Annotated in this window: 20 protein-coding genes; 7 read left to right on the forward strand and 13 right to left on the reverse strand. The window is 74.3% G+C overall.

What is annotated here, in order from left to right:
* Positions 1–33: 33 nt before the first annotated feature.
* From ACIF6L_RS08690 to ACIF6L_RS08705, 4 genes are all read right to left on the reverse strand, one after another.
* Complete coding sequence (locus ACIF6L_RS08690) at positions 34–735, reverse strand: phosphoadenylyl-sulfate reductase (RefSeq protein ID WP_396486821.1); 702 nt, start codon at positions 733–735, stop codon at positions 34–36.
* Positions 716–913: a hypothetical protein gene (locus tag ACIF6L_RS08695; RefSeq protein WP_329487146.1), complete on the reverse strand. Its 198-nt coding sequence runs from the start codon at positions 911–913 to the stop codon at positions 716–718. Before ACIF6L_RS08695 ends, ACIF6L_RS08690 begins: the two co-directional genes overlap by 20 nt.
* A gap of 73 nt (positions 914–986) precedes the next feature.
* Positions 987–2711, reverse strand: a complete 1725-nt coding sequence (locus tag ACIF6L_RS08700) for a nitrite/sulfite reductase (protein WP_396486820.1) — start codon at positions 2709–2711, stop codon at positions 987–989.
* A 198-nt stretch (positions 2712–2909) separates the two neighbouring features.
* A complete protein-coding gene (locus ACIF6L_RS08705; RefSeq protein WP_329492070.1) occupies positions 2910–2993 on the reverse strand; it encodes a putative leader peptide in 84 nt (27 codons plus the stop codon).
* Positions 2994–3170: 177 nt separating this feature from the next.
* Here ACIF6L_RS08705 and ACIF6L_RS08710 point away from each other — a divergent pair, with 177 nt between their 5' ends.
* Entirely contained in the window at positions 3171–4457 is a 1287-nt protein-coding gene (locus ACIF6L_RS08710; protein WP_396486819.1) for a YihY/virulence factor BrkB family protein, read from the forward strand.
* Positions 4458–4776: 319 nt separating this feature from the next.
* Positions 4777–5898, forward strand: a complete 1122-nt coding sequence (gene rsgA, locus ACIF6L_RS08715; RefSeq protein WP_396486818.1) for a ribosome small subunit-dependent GTPase A — start codon at positions 4777–4779, stop codon at positions 5896–5898.
* Positions 5899–6232: 334 nt separating this feature from the next.
* Here rsgA and ACIF6L_RS08720 read toward each other — a convergent pair whose 3' ends face one another.
* Positions 6233–6610, reverse strand: coding sequence for an ASCH domain-containing protein (locus ACIF6L_RS08720; protein ID WP_396487102.1), 378 nt, complete (start codon positions 6608–6610; stop codon positions 6233–6235).
* A 285-nt stretch (positions 6611–6895) separates the two neighbouring features.
* Here ACIF6L_RS08720 and ACIF6L_RS08725 point away from each other — a divergent pair, with 285 nt between their 5' ends.
* Positions 6896–8416 carry a DNA-3-methyladenine glycosylase 2 family protein gene (locus tag ACIF6L_RS08725; RefSeq protein WP_396486817.1) on the forward strand — a complete coding sequence of 507 codons (1521 nt, stop codon included), beginning with the start codon at positions 6896–6898 and terminating at the stop codon, positions 8414–8416.
* The gene (locus ACIF6L_RS08730; RefSeq protein ID WP_396486816.1) at positions 8413–8922 is read left to right on the forward strand and encodes a methylated-DNA--[protein]-cysteine S-methyltransferase; all 510 of its coding nucleotides are present in this window, start codon (positions 8413–8415) and stop codon (positions 8920–8922) included. The genes ACIF6L_RS08725 and ACIF6L_RS08730 overlap by 4 nt, the downstream gene beginning before the upstream one ends.
* Before the next feature lie 47 nt (positions 8923–8969).
* Here ACIF6L_RS08730 and ACIF6L_RS08735 read toward each other — a convergent pair whose 3' ends face one another.
* Complete coding sequence (locus ACIF6L_RS08735) at positions 8970–10334, reverse strand: MFS transporter (protein WP_396486815.1); 1365 nt, start codon at positions 10332–10334, stop codon at positions 8970–8972.
* 55 nt (positions 10335–10389) lie between these two features.
* On the opposite strand from ACIF6L_RS08735, the gene ACIF6L_RS08740 reads away from it, so the two are divergent.
* A complete protein-coding gene (locus ACIF6L_RS08740; protein WP_396486814.1) occupies positions 10390–11166 on the forward strand; it encodes an AraC family transcriptional regulator in 777 nt (258 codons plus the stop codon).
* On the opposite strand, the gene ACIF6L_RS08745 is transcribed toward ACIF6L_RS08740, so the two are convergent.
* Together ACIF6L_RS08745 and ACIF6L_RS08750 are read right to left on the reverse strand one after the other, a co-directional pair.
* On the reverse strand, positions 11163–11696 hold the full coding sequence (locus tag ACIF6L_RS08745) for a GNAT family N-acetyltransferase (RefSeq protein WP_396486813.1): 534 nt from the start codon (positions 11694–11696) through the stop codon (positions 11163–11165). The two genes, ACIF6L_RS08740 and ACIF6L_RS08745, sit on opposite strands and share 4 nt — an antisense overlap.
* Before the next feature lie 40 nt (positions 11697–11736).
* Complete coding sequence (locus ACIF6L_RS08750) at positions 11737–12291, reverse strand: MarR family transcriptional regulator (RefSeq protein ID WP_329487137.1); 555 nt, start codon at positions 12289–12291, stop codon at positions 11737–11739.
* A gap of 221 nt (positions 12292–12512) precedes the next feature.
* On the opposite strand from ACIF6L_RS08750, the gene ACIF6L_RS08755 reads away from it, so the two are divergent.
* Positions 12513–13988: an MFS transporter gene (locus ACIF6L_RS08755; RefSeq protein WP_396486812.1), complete on the forward strand. Its 1476-nt coding sequence runs from the start codon at positions 12513–12515 to the stop codon at positions 13986–13988.
* A gap of 47 nt (positions 13989–14035) precedes the next feature.
* On the opposite strand, the gene ACIF6L_RS08760 is transcribed toward ACIF6L_RS08755, so the two are convergent.
* Both ACIF6L_RS08760 and ACIF6L_RS08765 read right to left on the reverse strand, forming a co-directional pair.
* Positions 14036–14563 (reverse strand): SRPBCC family protein, encoded by a 528-nt coding sequence (locus tag ACIF6L_RS08760; protein ID WP_396486811.1) that lies wholly within the window; start codon positions 14561–14563, stop codon positions 14036–14038.
* Between the two features lie 75 nt (positions 14564–14638).
* Entirely contained in the window at positions 14639–15673 is a 1035-nt protein-coding gene (locus ACIF6L_RS08765; RefSeq protein WP_396486810.1) for a medium chain dehydrogenase/reductase family protein, read from the reverse strand.
* A gap of 302 nt (positions 15674–15975) precedes the next feature.
* On the opposite strand from ACIF6L_RS08765, the gene ACIF6L_RS08770 reads away from it, so the two are divergent.
* Positions 15976–16644: a TetR/AcrR family transcriptional regulator gene (locus ACIF6L_RS08770; protein WP_396486809.1), complete on the forward strand. Its 669-nt coding sequence runs from the start codon at positions 15976–15978 to the stop codon at positions 16642–16644.
* A 237-nt stretch (positions 16645–16881) separates the two neighbouring features.
* Here the strand turns inward: ACIF6L_RS08770 and ACIF6L_RS08775 are convergent, their stop codons facing one another.
* From ACIF6L_RS08775 to ACIF6L_RS08785, 3 genes are all read right to left on the reverse strand, one after another.
* Positions 16882–17445, reverse strand: coding sequence for an RICIN domain-containing protein (locus ACIF6L_RS08775; protein ID WP_396486808.1), 564 nt, complete (start codon positions 17443–17445; stop codon positions 16882–16884).
* A 241-nt stretch (positions 17446–17686) separates the two neighbouring features.
* Complete coding sequence (locus ACIF6L_RS08780; RefSeq protein ID WP_396486807.1) at positions 17687–17935, reverse strand: RICIN domain-containing protein; 249 nt, start codon at positions 17933–17935, stop codon at positions 17687–17689.
* A gap of 82 nt (positions 17936–18017) precedes the next feature.
* On the reverse strand, positions 18018–18377 hold the full coding sequence (locus tag ACIF6L_RS08785) for a transposase (RefSeq protein ID WP_396487100.1): 360 nt from the start codon (positions 18375–18377) through the stop codon (positions 18018–18020).
* Between the last annotated feature and the right edge of the window lie 360 nt (positions 18378–18737).

Below are 18737 nucleotides of genomic sequence, written 5' to 3' on the forward strand. Positions count from 1 at the left end.
TGACGGTGGATCGGTGGTGGGGCGGTGGCTCGCTCAGAGGTGGATGCCGCACTCGGTCTTGCCGGAGCCGGACCAGCGGCCGGCCCTGGCGTCCTCGCCCTCCTCGGGCTTGCGGGTGCACGACAGCGGCGAGCAGCCGACCGACGTGTAGCCCTCCCACAGCAGCGGGTTGAGCAGGACGCCGTTGGCGTTGACGTAGGCGTCCACGTCCTCCTGCGTCCAGCGGGCGATCGGGGCGATCTTGACCTTGCGGCGCTTGGCGTCCCAGGCGACCACCGGGGTGCCGGCCCGGGTGGGCGACTCGTCGCGGCGCAGCCCGGTGGCCCAGGCGTCGTAGCCGCCGAGGCCGCGGTTCAGCGGCTCGACCTTGCGCAGCGAGCAGCAGAGGTCCGGGTCGCGGTCGTGCAGGGCGGCCCCGTACTGGGCGTCCTGCTCGGCGACCGTCTGCAGCGGCTTGAGGGTGATGAGGTTGACCGGCATCACCGCGGCCACCGCGTCCCTGGTCCCGATGGTCTCGGGGAAGTGGTAGCCGGTGTCCAGGAAGACCACGTCCACGCCGGGGAAGACCGAGGAGGCGAGGTGGGCGACGACCGCGTCCTCCATCGAGGAGGTGACGCAGAACCGCGCGCCGAAGGTGTCGGCGGCCCAGGCCAGGATCTCCTGGGGGGTCGCCTCCTCCAGCTCGCGGCCGGCGGCGGTCGCGATCGCCTCGTAGTCAGTCGTCGTGCCGGTCATGTGACGTACCCCCGTCGGTCGCCGTGGTCCTGTCGGGTGCCGAGAGCAGGCCGAGGAACTTCAACTGGAAGGCCCGGCGGCAGCCGTGGCACTCCCAGGCGCCGTGCCCGGCCTCGGAGGGGCGCAGGTCCTCGTCGCCGCAGTACGGGCAGAAGAACGGTGCCGCCCGCTCACTCATTGCCCACCTCGCTGCGCTCGGCGTCCGCTTCGCGAGACACGCCCCTGCCCCATGATTCGCTCGCTGCGCTCACTCATGACAGCTGCTCCTCGCTGGCGCGGGCGGCCCACTGGGCGAAGCGCTCGCCCTCGGCGCGGTCGGCCTGGTAGCGCGTCAGCACCCGCTCGACGTAGTCCGGCAGGCCGACCTTGGTGACCTTGAGGCCGCGGACCTTGCGGCCGAAGCCGGCCTCCAGGCCGAGCGCGCCGCCCAGGTGCACCTGGTAGCCCTCGACCTGCCGGCCGTCGGTGTCGGTCACCAGCTGGCCCTTGAGGCCGATGTCCGCGACCTGGATGCGGGCGCAGGCGTTCGGGCAGCCGTTGATGTTGATGGTCAGCGGCTCCTCGAAGTCCGGCAGGCGCTTCTCCAGCTCGTCGATGAGCGTGCGGCCGCGCTCCTTGGTCTCGACGATGGCGAGCTTGCAGTACTCGATGCCGGTGCAGGCCATGGTGCCGCGGCGGAAGGGCGAGGGGGTGACCCGCAGGTCCAGCGCCTCCAGGCCGGCCACCAGCGACTCGACCCGGTCCTCGGCGATGTCGAGGACGAGCATCTTCTGCTCGGCGGTGGTGCGCAGCCGGTCGCTGCCGTGGGCGGCGGCGAGGTCGGCGATCCGCCCGAGCAGGGCGCCGTCGACCCGGCCGACCCGCGGCGCGAAGCCGACGTAGTAGTTGCCGTCCTTCTGCCGGTGCACGCCGACGTGGTCGCGCCAGCGGCCGGCGGGCTCCTGCGGCGCGGGGCCGTCCACCAGCTGGTACTTGAGGTACTCGTCCTCCAGGACCTGGCGGAACTTCTGCACGCCCCAGTCGGCGACCAGGAACTTCAGCCGGGCGCGGTTGCGCAGCCGGCGGTAGCCGTAGTCGCGGAAGATGCCGATGACGCCGCCGTAGACGTCCGCGACCTCGTCGAGCGGGACCCAGGCGCCCAGGCGGACGCCGAGCTTGGGGTTGGTGGAGAGGCCGCCGCCGACCCAGAGGTCGAAGCCGGGGCCGTGTTCGGGGTGCTCGACGCCGACGAAGGCGACGTCGTTGATCTCGTGCGCGACGTCCAGCAGCGGGGAGCCGGAGACGGCGGACTTGAACTTGCGCGGCAGGTTGGAGAAGTCCTTGTTGCCGATGAAGCGGCGCTGGATCTCCTCGATGGCGGAGGTGCCGTCGATGATCTCGTCCTCGGCGATGCCGGCCACCGGGGAGCCGAGGATGACGCGCGGGGTGTCGCCGCAGGCCTCGGTGGTGGACAGGCCGACGGCCTCCAGCTTCTGCCAGATCGCGGGGACGTCCTCGATCCGGATCCAGTGGTACTGGACGTTCTGCCGGTCGGTCAGGTCGGCGGTGTTCCGGCCGTAGAGCTCGGAGACCTCGGCGATCGCCTTGAGCTGGGCGACGGTCAGCCGGCCGCCGTCGATGCGGACGCGGAGCATGAAGTACTCGGCGTCCAGCTCGTGCGGGTCCAGGATCGCGGTCTTGCCGCCGTCGATGCCTTCCTTGCGCTGGGTGTAGAGGCCCCACCAGCGCATCCGGCCGCGCAGGTCGGCGGGGTCGATCGAGTCGAAGCCGCGCTGCGAGTAGATCGTCTCAATACGTGTCCGCACATTGAGACCGTCGTCGTCCTTCTTGAACTGCTCGTTGGCGTTCAGAGGAGTGAAGTGGCCCATGCCCCACTGGCCCTCACCGCGGTGGCGGGTCACCTTGCGAGGCGCGGCGGGGCGGCGTGCCTCGGCGCGATCGGCCGTCGGCTCGGCGGTCTCGGGGGTGGTGGCCATGGTGAAGTCCTTCGGGGCAGGTGGCTCTGACGCCGGATCGGTCGCTGGGCGTGCTCGGCCGGGCGCTGCTGCTGTGACCTGCGGGTTTCTCAAGGCCGGGAGAGCAGTGACCGTGGCCGGGCGGGCGCCTGCGCATCCGCGTCGGCGGGGATGGCGGGGTGGTGGCGCCGGGTGCGGTGGGTGGCGGCGGGGTGGGGCTCAGATCACCGGACAGATGGCGCTGGACACGCGAAGGAGATCGACGTGGAGTCGACCTACTAGGGTGGTTCCGGCGCTAGGCATGGCAAGAGATTCGCACGGAGCACGACGCGAGGTCCACTAACGTCCGAATGATGGACGCAAAGGTTTCGCATGCCGAGATGCCGAGACGTTCCCGCCGCTCCCCGGATCGGACCCCCGTCGAACGGCCCGCGACACGGGAGATCAACGGACCTGCCCCGGCCCGATACCGTTAGCCCTGTGCAAGCAGCAGGCGAAACGACGAGACCGAACCCGGAGCGGCCCTCCCGTCGTCGGGGCAAGGGCTCCCGACGGGCGGCCAAGGCCACCTGGCGCACGACGGCCTGGGCGCTGGTCAGGGACACCACCAACACCTGCGTCGAGTACCGGGTCACCGGGCTCGCGGCGGAGGCGGCGTTCTTCACCCTGCTGTCCATCCCGCCGCTGCTGCTCTGCCTGGCCGGCACCCTCGGCTACCTGGACGACCTCCTCGGCGCGGGCACGATCGACAAGCTGAAGCAGGACATCCTCAAGGCCTCCGGGACGGTCCTCTCGGACTCGTCCATCCAGGACGTGGTGATCCCGCTGCTGGACGAGGTCTTCAAGCACACCCGCCCGGACCTGGTCTCGATCGGCTTCCTGCTCTCGCTCTGGTCCGGGTCCCGGGCGCTGTACATCTTCATCGACACCATCACCGTGATGTACGGGCTCGACGGGAAGCGCGGCATCGTCAAGACCCGGCTGATGTCGCTCGGCCTCTACCTCGGCGCCCTGGTGATCGGCTCCCTGGTCCTGCCGCTGCTGCTGGTCGGGCCCGGGCTGGTCCAGAACACCGTCCAGGACCTCGCGACCGTGGTCAACGCGCTCTACTGGCCGGTCGCGATCCTTTTGCTGATCGTCTTCCTGACCACCCTGTACCACCTGGCCGTACCCGTCTCGACGCCCTGGCGGGAGGACATCCCGGGCGCGCTGGTCGCGCTGGTGGTGCTGGTCTTCTGCAGCGTCGGACTGCGGCTGTACCTGGTCAGCTCGGTCGAGGGCCCCTCGGTGTACGGCTCGCTGGCCGCGCCGGTGGCCGTGCTGCTCTGGATCTTCGTGGTCGCGCTCGCGGTGCTGATCGGCGCCGCGATGAACGCCGCCATAGACCGCCGCTGGCCGACCCTGGAGACCGCCGACGCCCGCGCCGAGAACGAGCGCGCGCAGGAGGAGGCCGCCGCCGCCGTGGTCCGCGAGGTGGCCGCCCGGCGCGCCGCCGAGCGCGCCCGGCGGGCGCGCGAGCTCGGCCTCGCCGAGGGGGCCGAGGAGGAGTACGCCGAGGAGGGGGATGACGTCGACGTGCCCTCCGAGTACCCCGAGCGCTGGGCCGACGTGCTCGCCGCCGACAACGTCCGGGCCCGGCTCACCAGCCGGAGCGGTCCGCACCACCGGCCGACCCCGCCGCCGCCGGACAGCGACCGGCCGACCGCGCCGCCGCCCGAGCGCACGCTGCCCAGCCACCCGCCGCGGCCGCCGTGGGACCAGCGCTGACGCGCCGCGGCGCCGGGCGGTCGGCGCGGCGCCGGCCGTCGGCGACCGGGTCGTCGGCGACCGGATCGGCGCAGGTGAAAAACCGGTTGGCAGCGCCGGAGACGGCCGCTACGGTGTGACCAGTTCGGTTTGAGGGGACCGCTGTACCGGTCCACGGAGAAGAGAAGCGAGGTGAGCCTTGTGACCGTCTTTGCCGTCACGGCTGCCCTGGGCAGCGCTCGCACCCACCACCTCTCCCTCCCGGCCGCCGGCTGACGCCGCCTTCGCGCGCGCAGCCGTAGCCCGGCGGGATCACTTTCCTCCCGAAGGGCCCACTGCGTTGTTCAACGCTGCCTCCGTTTCGTCCCTCCTCTCCTCCGATTCCGACTCCTGTGACTTCCCGCTGGCCGACTACGGCTGGACGGCCGAGTCCGAGGAGCTCTTCGCCCCGCTCGCCGAGGCCGGGCTGACGCCCGCCCGGATCGTCCGGGTGGACCGCGGCCAGTGCGACGTCGTCCTGGCCGACCCGTCGACCGGCGAGCCGCGCACCGTCCGGGCCGACACCCGGTCGGTCGGCGACGTCGACATGATCAACTGCCCCTGCACCGGCGACTGGGCGGCCGTGGACCTCGCGGCCCAGCCCATGCCGGCCGTCGCGGCGCTGCTGCCGCGCTCCACCGCGATCATCCGCAAGGTGGCCGGCAAGCGCTCGGACGGCCAGGTGCTGGCGGCCAACGTCGACACCGTCCTGATCGCCGCCTCGCTCGCCGCCGAGCCCGACCTGGGCCGGATCGAGCGCTTCCTGGCCCTGGCCTGGGAGTCCGGCGCCGATCCGGTGGTCGTCCTCACCAAGGCCGACCTGGTGGACGACGCCGACTTCATCCGGGCCGACGTCGAGGCCATCGCCCCCGGCGTCACGGTGCTGGTGGTCAGCGCCGAGACCGGCGAGGGGGTGGACGTGCTGCGCGCCTGCACGCCCGGCACCACCGCCGTGATCGGCCAGTCCGGCGTCGGCAAGTCCACGCTCACCAACGTGCTGGCCGGTGCCGAGGTGATGACCGTTCAGCAGGCCCGGGCGGTCGACCAGAAGGGCCGTCACACCACGACCACCCGTGAGCTGATCCCGCTGCCCGGCGGCGGCGTGCTGATCGACACGCCCGGCCTGCGCGAGGTCGGCCTCTACGGCGGCGAGGGCGTGGCGATGGCCTTCTCCGACATCGAGGAGCTGGCCGAGGGCTGCCGCTTCCACGACTGCGGCCACCACACCGAGCCCGGCTGCGCGGTGCGGGCCGCGCTGGAGGACGGCACGCTCCCGCAGCGGCGGATGGACAGCTACCTCAAGCTCCAGCGCGAGAGCGAGTGGATCGCCTCCCGTTCGGACGCCCGGCTGGCCTCGGCCCGGCTGAAGAAGTGGAAGACCATCACCAAGTCGGTGCGCGCCCGGGGCGTCGTCAAGCGGTGACGGCGGACCGGCGGGGCGGCGGGCGTGCTGCGGCGGCCCGTCGCCCCGCCGGGCGCGTGTCGCTACGCTCGACCGCCTGGACGAGATCGACGGGGTGGAGGTCCTCGCCTTCGTGGACGCCCGGGCCTTCGAGGACTGGCTGGCCGCCAACCACCCGCGCCACGAAGGCGTGTGGATCAGGATGGCCAGGCGGAAGTCCGGCATCGCGTCGGTCACCGACGACGAACTGGTCGACATCGGGCTCTGCTACGGCTGGATCTCCGGGCAGCGCCGCGCGCTCGACGAGCGGTACTACCTGCAGAAGTACGTACCGCGCCGGCCGGGCGGAGCTCCGTCAGCGCGGGAGGTCGGCCACCACGCGGAACCGCTCCAGCACGACGGGAGTGGAGTCGTCGACGGTGAAGCCGGGATCGCCCAGCGCCGCCCGCAGCTCCTCGCTGTGCCAGAAGTCCTCGTGGCCCGCGCGCCACGCGGCCACCGTGGTGTAGCCCTCGCCCTCGTCCACGGCGTGCCGCAGGTCGACCTCCGCGAGCGGGACGACCCGGACGTCCGTGGTCTCGGTCACCGCCACCGCCCGGCCGTCCGAGTCGATCACCGCCGAGCGGACGCCCACCCTCGGCAGCGGTTCGTCCTCGTGCTCGTACTCGGCGAGCAGGCCGGTGGTGCTGGTCTTGGCGCCGCTGACGACGGCCGCGACCAGCCGGTCGCGCAGCGGCCCGGGGAAGGCGAACTGCTCTACCCGTAGCGCGGTGACCCGGGGATCGTCCGGGCCGGTGTACGGCTGCTCGGTCACGGGAGGCTCCTTGTCGCCGGGAGAAAGGGTCAGTCGGTCGGGCGGATCGGCGGCCCGGCCCGGCCAGGGTAGCCGCGGGCCCGGCCGCAGGGCTCGTGGTTTTCCCGGCGCGGGCGAGCGGTCGGAAAGCCGCTCCCGCGGACCCGCACGCCCATGTCCGATTCCCGCCAGTCCCACCCCGCCGAGTGCCGCAGACTGGACAGCGTGATTGACGACGACATCCGGTACCGAGCCGTGGACAGCAGGGACTCCCGCTTCGACGGCGTCTTCTTCACGGCCGTCACCTCGACCGGCATCTACTGCCGGCCGAGCTGCCCCGCCGTGACCCCCAAGCGCGTCAACTGCACCTTCTACCCCAGCGCCGCCGCCGCCCAGGGCGCGGGCTTCCGCGCCTGCCGGCGCTGCCGCCCCGACGCGGTGCCCGGCTCGCCCGAGTGGAACCACCGCGCCGACCTGGTCGGCCGGGCGATGCGGCTGATCGGCGACGGCATCGTGGACCGGGAGGGCGTCGCCGGTCTGGCCCACCGCCTCGGCTACAGCTCCCGCCAGCTCCAGCGCCAGCTCACCGCCGAACTCGGCGCCGGGCCGATCGCGCTGGCCAGGGCCCGCCGCGCCCAGACCGCCCGGCTGCTGCTGCAGACCACCGAACTGCCGGTCACCGAGATCGCCTTCGCGGCCGGGTTCGCCTCCGTCCGGCAGTTCAACGACACCGTCCGCGAGGTCTACGACCGCACCCCCAGCGGGCTGCGCGCCGAGGTCGCGGCGGGGCGGCGCACCGCGACCCCGGCCGGCGGGCTCACCCTGCGGCTGGCCTACCGGGGCGCGCTGGACAGCGACCACCTGATCGGCTTCCTGGCCCTGCGCGCCGTGCCCGGGGTGGAGGAGGTGGTCCCCGGCCCGCGCCCGGGCCTGCGCACCTACCGCCGCACCCTCACGCTTCCGTACGGCCACGGCATCGCCGAGGTGGACGGGCTGGCGGCCGACGAACCCCGGACCCGCGGCTGGCTGGACTGCCGCCTCTTCCTGACCGACCTGCGGGACCTGCCGACCGCCGTCCAGCGGCTGCGGATCCTGTTCGACCTGGACGCCGACCCGGACGCGGTGGACGGCCGGCTCGGCACCGACCCGGTGCTCGGCGCGCTGGTCCGCGCCCGCCCCGGGCTGCGTTCGCCCGGTCACGTCGACCCGCACGAGCTGGCGGTCCGCGCCGTCCTCGGCCAGCAGGTCACCGTCGGCGCGGCCCGCACTCTGGCCGGCCGGCTCGCCGAGAAGTACGGCGCCGTCCTGCCTGAGCCGAACGGCGGGCTGCGGCTGCTCTTCCCGACCGCCGCCGCCCTGGCGGTGGCCGACCCCGAGGACTTCGCGATGCCGGCGGCCCGCCGCCGGGCGCTCACCGGTCTCTGCGCGGCGCTGGCCGAGGGCGTCGTCCGGCTGGACGGCGGCGTCGACCGGGAGGAGGCGGCGGCGCAGCTGCTCGCCCTCCCCGGCATCGGCCCCTGGACCGTCGGCTACCTGCGGATGCGGGCCCTCGCCGACCCGGACGTCTTCCTGCCGAGCGACGTCGGCGTGCGCCACGGCCTCGTCCGGCTCGGCGCCCCCGGCGACCCGAGATCCGCCGACCGCGCCGCCGAGGCCTGGGCCCCCTGGCGCTCCTACGCCGTCCACCGCCTGTGGGCGGGCGCCGCGAGTGACCTCAGCACTGGAACGGAGAACACCCGAGCATGAGCACCACCGTCTTCACCTTCATGGAGAGCCCGTTCGGCCGGCTGCTGCTCAGCGGCGTCCTGCCGACGGACGGCGGACCGGCCGCGCTGGCCACGGTCACCGTCCCCGGCCAGAAGTACGCGCTGGCCGAGCCCGCCGACCACTGGGTCCACGACCCGGACGCGCTGGTCGAGCCGGTCGCCCAGCTCACCGCCTACTTCGCCGGTGAGCGCACCGCCTTCGACCTCCCGCTGGCCCCGGTCGGGACCGACTTCCGCCGGAGCGTCTGGGCGGCGCTGGACGGCATCCCGTACGGCGAGACGGTCACCTACCGCCGGCTCGCCGAGCTGGCCGGTGCCTCGCCGAACGCCGTCCGCGCGGTGGGCGGCGCCGTGGGGGCCAACCCGCTGCTGATCGTCCGGCCCTGCCACCGCGTGATCGGGGCCAGCGGCTCCCTCACCGGCTTCGCCGCCGGGGTGGACCGCAAGCGCTGGCTGTTGGAGCTGGAGGGCGGCACGCTGTTCTGAGCCCGGCGGGGACCGCGCCCGGCGGGGACCACGCCGGGCCCGGTCCGTCAGGAGGACCGCTCCGGTCCTTCAGGAGGACCGCTCCGGTCCTTCAGGAGGACCGCTCCGGTCCGTAAGGAGGACGCCAGGACGTGGCGGTCACGGCTCGCGCCGAAGGCCGCGACGGTCTGGGCGACGAGCACGGCGAGCAGCACGACGACCGGCAGCGACCATCCCCCGCTCGCGGAGTGCAGCAGGCCGAGACCGAGCGGGCCGAGGCAGGCGATGAGGTAGCCGATCCCCTGGGCCATGGTCGAGAGCCGGCCGGTGTGGTGCGCGTCGGGCGAGCGGGCGACGATGGAGCCGAGGGCGAGACCGATGGCGAGGCCCTGGCCCAGCCCGAGCGCGGTCATCCAGAGGTAGGCGCCCGACACGGGGGAGGTGAGCAGGCCGACGAAGCCGGTGGCGCACAGCAGGGACGCCGCCAGGGGCGGGACGAAGGTCCAGCGCAGCCGTTGCTGCAGCCAGGGGGCCGCGAAGGACGCGGCCATCCCGGGGAAGCTGGAGAAGGAGAGCATCCATCCGGCCTGGCTGTCGCTCATGCCGTGGTCCCGCAGGAGCGTCGGCAGCCAGGAGAGGATCGCGTAGTAGCCGAGGGACTGCAGACCCATGTACAGGGTCACCGCCCAGGCGGTCCGGTCGCGCCACAGCGACCCGCGTGCGGCGGTATCGGCTCCTCCCCGCTGCACCGGCTCCGGTCGCCGGCGGTTCGCGGAACGCCGGTCCGGCGCGAGCAGTTCGGGAAGCCAGGCGAGAGCGGCCAGGAGGGCGGGGACCGCCCACAGCGCGAGCACCGGCCGCCAGCCCCAGCCGGTGGCCGACGCCAGCGGGACGACCAGGCCCGCGGCGAGCGCGGCTCCGCCGGACAGGGCCAGGGAGTAGCAGCCGAGCATCAGCCCGGCGCGGCCGGCGAAGTCGTGCTTGATGAGCTGCGGCATGAGGACGTTGCCGACCGCGATCGCCACCCCGGCGATCAGCGTCCCGCCGAACAGGGCGGGCACTCCCGGGACGGAGCGCAGCACGATGCCGCCGGCCAGCGCGAGCAGCGCGTACCAGAGCAGGTGGTGGGGGCCGAAGCGGCGGGTGAGCCGGGGCGCGAGGAACGCGAACGCCCCGAAGCAGACGACCGGCACCGTCGAGAGGGCTCCGGCGCCGAACGCCGAGAGGTGTTCGTCGTGCTCGACCTCCGCGAGGACGGGGGACAGGGACGCGACGGCGATGCGCAGGTTCAGCGCGGCCAGGCTGAACGCGAGAGCGGCTTGTACGGCGCGTGCTCCGGCCGGTCCGGGGAGGGACGGCTGCCGGGACGCCGACGGGTGGGCCGCTGGGGCCTGATGGGTCATGGGGGTCTGATGGGTCACTGGGCTGGTCATGCCGTCCACTCTCGGGCGGAGCCGGCGTGGCGGGCCACCGATAGGATGCCAAGCTATGAGGGAAACCCGCCATCTCGATCCCGCGGAACGCGGCCGCATCGCCCTGGCGCACGGGCAGCGACTGCCCGTCCATGCCCACGACCGCGGTCACCTGGTCTATCCGGCCGCCGGCGTGCTGTCCGTGACCACCGTCGGGGGCACGTGGATCGCCCCGCCGACCCGGGTGGCGTGGACTCCCGCAGCCTTCGAGCACCACCACACCGCGCACGGCAACGCGGACATGCGGATTCTGTTCCTGGTCGACGCGCTCGCCGCCCGGCTGCCCGCGCGTCCGGCCGTGCTCAGCGTCTCCGGGCTCGCCCGCGAAGCCCTGCTCGCCCTCACGGCCGAGGAGGCTGCCGCCGGCGGGCGGGCACCGGAGGCGGTCGACCGGCTGCACGCCGTCGTCGTCGACGAGCTCGCCCTGGCGCCCGAGCAGCCGCTGCACCTGCCCGAGCCGGCCGACGACCGGCTCCGGGCGCTGACCGGCATCCTCTACGCCGACCCGGCCAACCAGCAGACGCTCGCCGAGCTCGGGACGCGGGTCGGGGCGAGTGAGCGCACGCTCAGCCGGCTCTTCGGGCAGGAGCTGCGGATGAGTTTCCACCAGTGGCGCACTCAGCTCCGCGTCCACCACGCGCTCACCCGGCTCGCCGCGGGGAAGTCCGTCACCGAGACCGCTCTCGCCTGCGGCTGGGCCAATCCGACGACCTTCATCGAGGCTTTCGCCGCTCTCGTCGGCGAGACCCCGGGCCGTTACCGCACCCGTCAACTCCCCGGCGGGCGGGGCTAGGCGGGGTCCGCGCGGAGGTCCACCCGCCAGTCGTTGCTGCGCATGGGGCGCCCGGGCGGGAACTCGAAGGCGGTCTCGCCGAGGAGGGTGAAGCCGGCCTTGCGGCAGACGGCGTTCGAGGCGGGGTTGGCCACGTCGGGGAAGGCGTGCAGACGGGGGTGGCGGGCCTCGCGGCGGGCCGCGGCGACGGCGGCCCTGGTGGCGGCCACCGCGATGCCCCGGCCCTGGTGGGCGGGCAGGACGTTCCAGCCCATCTCGTGGACGGTCGCGCCCTGCCACGTCCGGGTGCCGTAGCCGACGGTGCCGACCGGCTCCCCGTCGGGGAGCAGCACGATGCGGTACATGCAGCCGACGCCGGAGGGGACGAAGTCGAGGTAGCGGCGGTGCCGGTGGAGGAGTTGCCGCTCCGTCTCCGGGCCGCCGACGTGCCGCTTCATCTCCGGGGTGTTGACCTGGCGGAGCAGCGCCAGATCGGCGTCCGTCCAGGGCTCGATCCGTATCCGTGCGGCGTCCGCCCGAGTGCTCTCCATCCACGGACGGTAGCCGCCGCCGGGCCCGCTCGTCACCCGACTATTCGGGCCCGGTCGGTTGCTCGGGCGCACCCGGGTCGGCCAGCGCGCGGGCGAGCCGGTCCAGGGCGGGGAGCGCCTGCATGACGGCCTCGCGGTCGGCCGCGGTCAGGGTGGCGAGGGCGGTGGCGATGCGGCGCTCGTGGGCGTGCCGCCAGTCGTCCAGCTGGCGCAGGCCCGCCGGGGTGAGCGCGATCCGGGCGGTGCGGCGGTCGCCGGGATCGGCCTGGCGGTCGACGAAGCCGGCCTCCAGCAGCTTGCCGACCAGGCCGCTGACGGTGTTCGGGGCCAGCCGCTGGCGGGCGGCGAGTTCGCCGACCCGCAGCGGCGCGGCGGCGAGCGTCTGGAGGAGCTCGACCTGCGCCATCGGCAGGGACTCCCACGGGTACTCGGTGCGGATGCTGCTGCGCAGGGCGCGGCGCAGCCGGGTGACGACGTCGGTCAGCCGCCGGGCGCGTTCGATCGCCGGAGCGGGGAGCTCCGCCGGGACCCCGGGGGCGGCCTGGGTGTCGGCAGGCGCGGCGGCGGGGTCGGGAACGGGGGGTGACGACGGCATGGCGGACAGCGTAGCGCCTGGTGGCGGCCGCGCCGTCGGCCCGATCACCTGCCGAGAAGGGGTCGGTCGCCCACCCCGGGCCGCCCACCGACCGCCCACCCCCGACCGCCCGCCGGAGGCCGCAGCCGCCGGTCGCGTACCGTCTCGACACCGGGCCGACACCCATCGGTGGCCGATCAGCTCGTAGAAGGAACATATCTGCATCCGATATATTTCGCCGCATGAACGCCACCGCCCTCGCCACCAGGCTGCTCGCCGAGCGCCCCCGGCCGCGCGGCATCGCCGGGTGGCGGCACGCCCACTGGCTGGCCGTCGCCGCCGTCTGCCTAGGGGCGTTCCTCGGCCAGCTCACCGCCGGCATCACCGCCCTGGTGCTGCCCGCGCTCGGCGGGCACTTCCGGGCCGACTTCGCCGCGGTGGAATGGGTCGCGCTGGCCTACCTGCTGGTGCTGGTGGCCCTGCTGGCCCCGGTCGGCCGGCTCTCCGACCTGGTCGGGCGCAAGACGATGTACCTCGGCGGCTTCGCCGTCTTCGCACTGGCCTCGCTCGGCGCGGGGTTCGCCGGCGGCCTCTGGATCCTGGTGGCCTGCCGGGCCGTGCAGGCGGTCGGCGGCGCGATGATGCAGGCCAACAGCGTCGCCCTGGTCGCCCGCGGCGTCCCCGGCCACGCGATGCGCCGGGCGCTGGGCATCCAGGCGGCCGCCCAGGGCCTCGGCCTGGCACTCGGGCCCAGCCTCGGCGGGCTGCTGGTCGAACACGCCTCCTGGCGCTGGGTGTTCTGGATCAATGTGCCGATCGGACTGTTCGGCATCCTGGCGGGCTGGTTCCTGCTGCCCCGCACCCGCGCCCGGGCGTGGGTCCCCGGTGTCGCCGACGGCGACGGGGGTGGGGGCGGGGGCGTTACCGGGGGCGGCCGGTTCGACCTGTCCGGGCTGCTGCTGCTCACCGGAGCCACCACCGCGCTGCTGCTCGCCCTCTCCACCGCCTCCGGCCTGCCCCTGCCCGGCTGGGCCGCGGCGGCCCTGCTGCTCGCCTCGGCGCTGCTCACCCTCGGCCTGGTCCGCCAGGAGCGGCGGGCCGCCCGGCCGATCCTGGCGCCGGGGCTGGTCAACACCCCGGGCGTGCGGCCCGGGCTGGCCGTCGCGCTGATCGGCTATCTGCTGCTGTTCTGCCCGCTGGTGCTCGGCCCGGTGCTGCTCGCCGGGGCGGGCGTCCCGGTGGTCCGGGCCGGTCTGGTGATCACCCTGCTCCCGGCCGCCTTCGCGCTCGCCGCGACCGTCGGCGGCGCGCTGCTGCCGCGGGGCTGGTCGGACGTCGACCGCTGCCGGTTGGGCGCCGCCGTCGCGGGTGCCGGGCTGCTGCTGCTCGCGCTGCTGCCGGTGGGGGCGGCGACGGCGGCGGGCCCGCTGCTGGTCGCCGGGTACGGGCTGGGGCTGCTGCTGCCGGCCAACAACGCGCTGGTGATGCGGGCGGTCCCGCCGCAGTGCTCGGCGGTCGGCGGCGGCATGGTCAACATGGCCCGCAGCCTGGGGACGGCGCTCGGCACCGCGCTGCCCGTCCTCGGTGTCCATCTGGCGGGCGCGGCGTCCGGCGGGCGGACGGTCCTGCTCGCGCTCGCCGCCGTGGCCGTCCTCGCGGTGGCGCTGGTCCGCCCGGCCGGGCGGACGCCGGGGCGGCCGGAGCCGGGCGGGGCCTGACCGGTGGCGCCGCGGAGGGGGCCCGGAGCGCCGGCCCCGGTGGCCCGTCACTCCTCGGCCCGGGCCTTGAGGTGGTGCAGCCAGGCGTCCAGCGAGGCGTCCAGCGCCGCCTGGAGTTCCGGCCGGGCGGCCTCCACCGGCGCCCCGGCCCAGGACTCCTCGGTGTGGACGCGCACGCCGTCCCGGACCGGGGTGAAGGTCCAGACGTGCACGGCGGTGATCCCCTGGGCCGGGCCGCCCCAGACGATCCGGTGCGGCGGGCGCACCTCCCGGACGGTGGAGGTGATGTCGCTCAGGCCGTGCACCGACCAGCGGAACACCGAGCCGGTGCGCAGCGGGCCGGGAGTCAGCCACTCGGTGCGGGTGACGTCGGGCTGCCAGGACGGCCAGGCCCCGATGTCCGTCTGGATCCGCCAGATCCGTTCCAGCGGCGCGTGGATGACGATGTCGTCGCGGGTGATCACCGGGGCCCGGTGGTCGGTCCGGACAGCAGGCTGCTGCCCGCCGCCTCCGCAGAGCCCGGTGACGACGGCGACGGGCAGGGCGGCGGCCCTGGCGGCGAGGGTGGTGAACACGGTGGGTCTCCTGGTCGGGTGCCTGAGGGGGATGCCTGAGGGGGATGCCTAGGGGGCGATCGGGCGGGGCCGTGCCTACGGGACGAGGACGACCTTCCCGGCGACGGTGCCGGACTCCGCCAGGCGCATCGCCTCGGCGGCGCGTGCCAGCGGCAGCTCGGCGGCGATCCGGGCCGTGATCTCGCCCCGGTGCAGGGCCGCGAACACCTGGGAGAGGTCGGCGCGCAGGCGGGCCCGGAACCGGTTCGGGGCGAACGCGCGGCCGGCCCAGACGTTGAAGAAGTAGGCGTGGCGCCCGTTGGGCAGCAGGTTCCACAGCCACACCCGGCCGAGCAGCGCGAGCACGGGCAGCTGCTTGGAGCCCTCGGCGTCGCGGGTGGCGGCGCTGCCGTAGGAGACGAGCGTGCCGCCGGGGGCGAGCAGCCGCCAGGAGTCGGTGAGGCCGGGGCCGCCGACGTGGTCGAACACGGCGTCCACGCCGCCCGGGGCCAGCTCCCGGACCCGGGCGGGGACATCCTCGCGGCGGTAGTCCACGGGCGTGACGCCGAGGGCCCGCAGGGCGTCGTGGTGGCGGCCCGAGGCGGTGCCGATCACCCGGGCGCCGGCGCCGAGCGCCAGCTGGACCAGCACCGAGCCGACCCCGCCGTTGGCGCCGTGGACCAGGACGGTCTGACCGGCCCGCACCCGGGCCTTGCGGTGCAGCATCTGCCAGGCGGTCAGGCCGTTGACGACCGCGGTCTCGGCCTCCGCCGCGCCGATGCCGTCCGGCACCTCGACGAGGTCCGCGGCGTCCAGCGCGACGTGGCTCGCCCAGCCGCCCGTCTTGGTCATGGCGGCGACCCGACGGCCGACCAGCTCGGGCCCGACGCCGGGGCCGGCCGCCAGGACCGTACCGACCAGGTCGTACCCGGGGACGAAGGGGAACGCCGGCTGGTCGTAGTAGCGGCCGCGCCGCATCTGCTGCTCGGCGAACGAGACCCCGGTGGCCTCCACCCCGACCAGCACCTGACCGGCGGCGGGCACCGGGAGCGGCAGCCCCGAACGAACCTCCAGGCCTTCCGGCTCGACCTTGCCCGGCAGGACGACCTCGACGTACTCGGTGGCAACCATGGTGATCTCCTCTGTGTTTGATGCTCTCGCTTCCGTTAGAAGCTGTAACTAGAATGAATGCCGTCGAGGGTCGTGTCAAGCGAGCGAATCCATCGATCGTGAGCGCCTCTGCCGTGAGTGATACCGTCTAACCTGTGCTGTGGTCCCCGCACCCGGCGGGCGGCCGGGGCGGGCGAGCGGGCAGGACGGCAGGGGCGGGCGGCCGGGTACGGCGACGGACCGATCCCGGGACGGATTGATCCAGGGAGGGACCCGATCCCGGGACGGGCGGATCCCGGGGCGAGCGGAAGAAGGAGACAGACATGGCCGACAAGGCGCCGACCCCACGCGAGCGGTACCGGCAGCAGGTCCGCGCGGAGGTCAAGGAACGGGCCTGGGAGCAGATCGCCGGGGTGGGGGCGTCCGCGCTCTCACTGAACGCGATCGCCAAGCAGATGGGCCTGAGCGGACCCGCGCTGTACCGGTACTTCGCCAACCGCGACGAGCTGATCACGGAGCTCGTCCGGGACGCCTACCGCAGCCTCGCCGACGCCCTGCTGGCCACCGGCCCCGCCGGGGGCACCCACCCGGCGGACCTGCTGGAGCTGACCCGGACCCTGCGCCGCTGGGCGCTGGCCGACCCGCACCGCTACTTCCTCGTCTACGGCACCCCGGTCCCGGGCTACCACGCTCCCGAGGACACCACCGTGATCGCATCGGAGATCATGTCGACCCTGCTCGACGCCTGTGTCGCCGCCGGTCCGGGGCCTGAGCCGGCGGGGCCGGCCGCCGCGCTCGACGCCTACCTGGAGCACCACCGCCCCTGGGCCGCCGCCCACCCCGGCGCCCGCCCGGCCGAGCTGCGCCGCGCGCTCGCCTTCTGGACCCGCCTGCACGGCACGCTCTCGCTGGAACTGGCGGGCCACTTCACCGGGATGGACCTCGACCCGGAGCTGCTCTACGCCGCCGAGGTGGCCTCCCTCACCTCGTGACGCCCGCCCACCGGGCGGCCCCGTCCGATGGGAGAGACGGCCGGGGCGGGCGAGGGCGAGGACGGCGGCGGGGCCGAGGCGTCGGCGGGCGGGGGTGAGGCGGGTGGTCATGGCTTTCCTCCTGGTGATGGAGCACGAGGAGGGCGGCGCAGGGTGCGTGTGGCAGCCGGGCGGCAGGAGGGGCGGGGTGGGTCCGGGGTGGGGAGTCCGCCGACTCCCCACCCCGGACGTTCAGGATCAGCGCGCGGCGGTCGCGGGCGGGGTGAGGAGCAGTCGCTGGTTGCGCACCCCGGTCGAGTACCACTGGATCACCGGGGCGCCGTCGGCGAAGTCCCCGCCGTTGACGTCCAGGACGAGGTCGCTGTGGAAGTTGACGACGGCCATGCTCCGGTCGCTGACGCCCAGGCCCCCGTTGCCGACGTTGACGGCCCCCCAGCGCTGGTTGTCGCCGCCGGTGCAGGTCCACTGGCCGATCGGGGCGGCCGGGGCGGTGCTCCAGTCGGGGACCTCCAGGCACTTGCCGCTGTGCACGTTGACGGCGTAGCCGTCGGTGAAGCGCCACTTCTGGTTGTCGCCGCCGGTGCACGTCCACTGGCGGACGGGGGCGCCGTCGTCGGTGCGCCAGTCGGCCACCTCCAGGCACTTGTCGCTGAAGGTGGCCCGGATCTCGACGTCGCCCGTGCTGTTGACGGGCCGGTAGGCCGTCGTGGCCGAGGCGGGTGCGGCGATGCCGGCCGTGCCTGCCGCGCCGAGGAGAAGGGCTGCGGCGGCGGAGCCGAGGTGTCGCTTGATGCTGTTCATGAGTCCCCCTGGGACGGAGCTGTGCAGAGATCGGGCAGGACGGACCGCCCCGGTCCGGCGGCGGCCGGTTGCGCGGATCGGGCGTCGGGTGGCCGGAGGCGTCATGTGATTGGACGTGCGTCGTTCGAAAAGGTTGTGCGTCGCTCCGGTGGTGCCGGCCGCCGGCGGACCGGTGGGTGCGCGACAGACGCAAGCCCCGGCCGACGGCGCCCTTCGGCCGGGGCTCCGGTGGTGTTCCGGATCAGGAGGCCACGTAGTGCCAGCCCTGGTTCGTGCCGCCGGTGCGGGCCCACTGGATCACCGCGGCGCCGTCGGCGGTGGACCCGCCGGAGACGTCCAGGCACTTACCGCTGGCCGCGTTGACGAGCTGGAACACGCTCGGGGTGTCGGCCCGGGCCGGGGCGGCGGGCGCGGCCACGGCGAGCCCCGCGGTCGCGGCGAGCACCGCGGCGGCGGAGGCGATGCGTCTGGTGTCGATGGCTCTGATCAATGGTCCCCCTGTGGATCGGTGGCGTGCTCCCTGCACGGCCGCGCGTATTGGATCACACCGCGGGACGAGCGGGAAGCGTGTTTCACTCTGTCAGGACCGGAGTGGAGTGCGGGCGGCCGGAGCCGGCCGGCACGGCGGGACGTTCGGCGCGGCGCAGCGCGCCCGCGCTCAGGACCAGCGCGAAGGCGAGCGCGGCGCCGTGCCTGACGACGGCGTTGTTGTAGCCGGCGTCCACCCAGACCTTCGTCACCGTGGGCCACTGGCCGACGAGGGTGTCCAGGACCTGCTTGCCGCCGGCGGAGTCCTGGACACCGGCGGCGGTGACGATCAGGACCAGGAGCAGGCCGAGGGTGTCGGTGGCGATGTGCCGCTTGCGGCCCTTGACCCGCTTGCCGCCGTCGTAGCCCTGGCTGTCGGCCGGGGCGTTGGGTGATGCCTTCAGCGCGGCTGCGTCGCCACTCCACCAGCATCGACTCGATGAGCTCCCCCTGACCGCCCTTCAGGTCCCAGGGATACCTGCGTCGCTCCGTCACAACTGATCAATGTCGCGGACCCGGACCCGGCCGCCACGAGATCCTGGAACCGAGTCCGTGCCCCAAGAATCAAAGCCGGACAGTTGGGGGGAATCCCCTGTCGAACACCCTCCGAGAGGGCCGGGGCTGAGACGGTCGGGGATGAGACGGCCGGGGATGAGACGGCCGGGGGTGAGACGGCCGGGGGGGGGGGGGGGGAGCCCGCCCCCCCCCCCCGCCCGGGGGGGGGGGGGCCACAAGCAGCCGGGCCCACAGCGGGGGGGCCCCCC

This window comes from Kitasatospora sp. NPDC086009 (assembly GCF_044540385.1).
In the GTDB taxonomy this organism is placed as follows: Bacteria; Actinomycetota; Actinomycetes; order Streptomycetales; family Streptomycetaceae; genus Kitasatospora.

What these genes read in the sequence shown, in the direction of transcription:
- ACIF6L_RS08690 (WP_396486821.1), bottom strand. Translation starts at nt 735, where the DNA reads ATGACCGGCACGACGACTGACTACGAGGCGATCGCGACCGCCGCCGGC.
- ACIF6L_RS08695 (WP_329487146.1), bottom strand. Translation starts at nt 913, where the DNA reads ATGAGTGAGCGGGCGGCACCGTTCTTCTGCCCGTACTGCGGCGACGAG.
- ACIF6L_RS08700 (WP_396486820.1), bottom strand. Translation starts at nt 2,711, where the DNA reads ATGGCCACCACCCCCGAGACCGCCGAGCCGACGGCCGATCGCGCCGAG.
- ACIF6L_RS08705 (WP_329492070.1), bottom strand. Translation starts at nt 2,993, where the DNA reads ATGCCTAGCGCCGGAACCACCCTAGTAGGTCGACTCCACGTCGATCTC.
- ACIF6L_RS08730 (WP_396486816.1), top strand. Translation starts at nt 8,413, where the DNA reads ATGAGCACCACCGTCTTCACCTTCATGGAGAGCCCGTTCGGCCGGCTG.
- ACIF6L_RS08735 (WP_396486815.1), bottom strand. Translation starts at nt 10,334, where the DNA reads ATGACCAGCCCAGTGACCCATCAGACCCCCATGACCCATCAGGCCCCA.
- ACIF6L_RS08740 (WP_396486814.1), top strand. Translation starts at nt 10,390, where the DNA reads ATGAGGGAAACCCGCCATCTCGATCCCGCGGAACGCGGCCGCATCGCC.
- ACIF6L_RS08745 (WP_396486813.1), bottom strand. Translation starts at nt 11,696, where the DNA reads ATGGAGAGCACTCGGGCGGACGCCGCACGGATACGGATCGAGCCCTGG.
- ACIF6L_RS08750 (WP_329487137.1), bottom strand. Translation starts at nt 12,291, where the DNA reads ATGCCGTCGTCACCCCCCGTTCCCGACCCCGCCGCCGCGCCTGCCGAC.
- ACIF6L_RS08755 (WP_396486812.1), top strand. Translation starts at nt 12,513, where the DNA reads ATGAACGCCACCGCCCTCGCCACCAGGCTGCTCGCCGAGCGCCCCCGG.
- ACIF6L_RS08765 (WP_396486810.1), bottom strand. Translation starts at nt 15,673, where the DNA reads ATGGTTGCCACCGAGTACGTCGAGGTCGTCCTGCCGGGCAAGGTCGAG.
- ACIF6L_RS08770 (WP_396486809.1), top strand. Translation starts at nt 15,976, where the DNA reads ATGGCCGACAAGGCGCCGACCCCACGCGAGCGGTACCGGCAGCAGGTC.
- ACIF6L_RS08775 (WP_396486808.1), bottom strand. Translation starts at nt 17,445, where the DNA reads ATGAACAGCATCAAGCGACACCTCGGCTCCGCCGCCGCAGCCCTTCTC.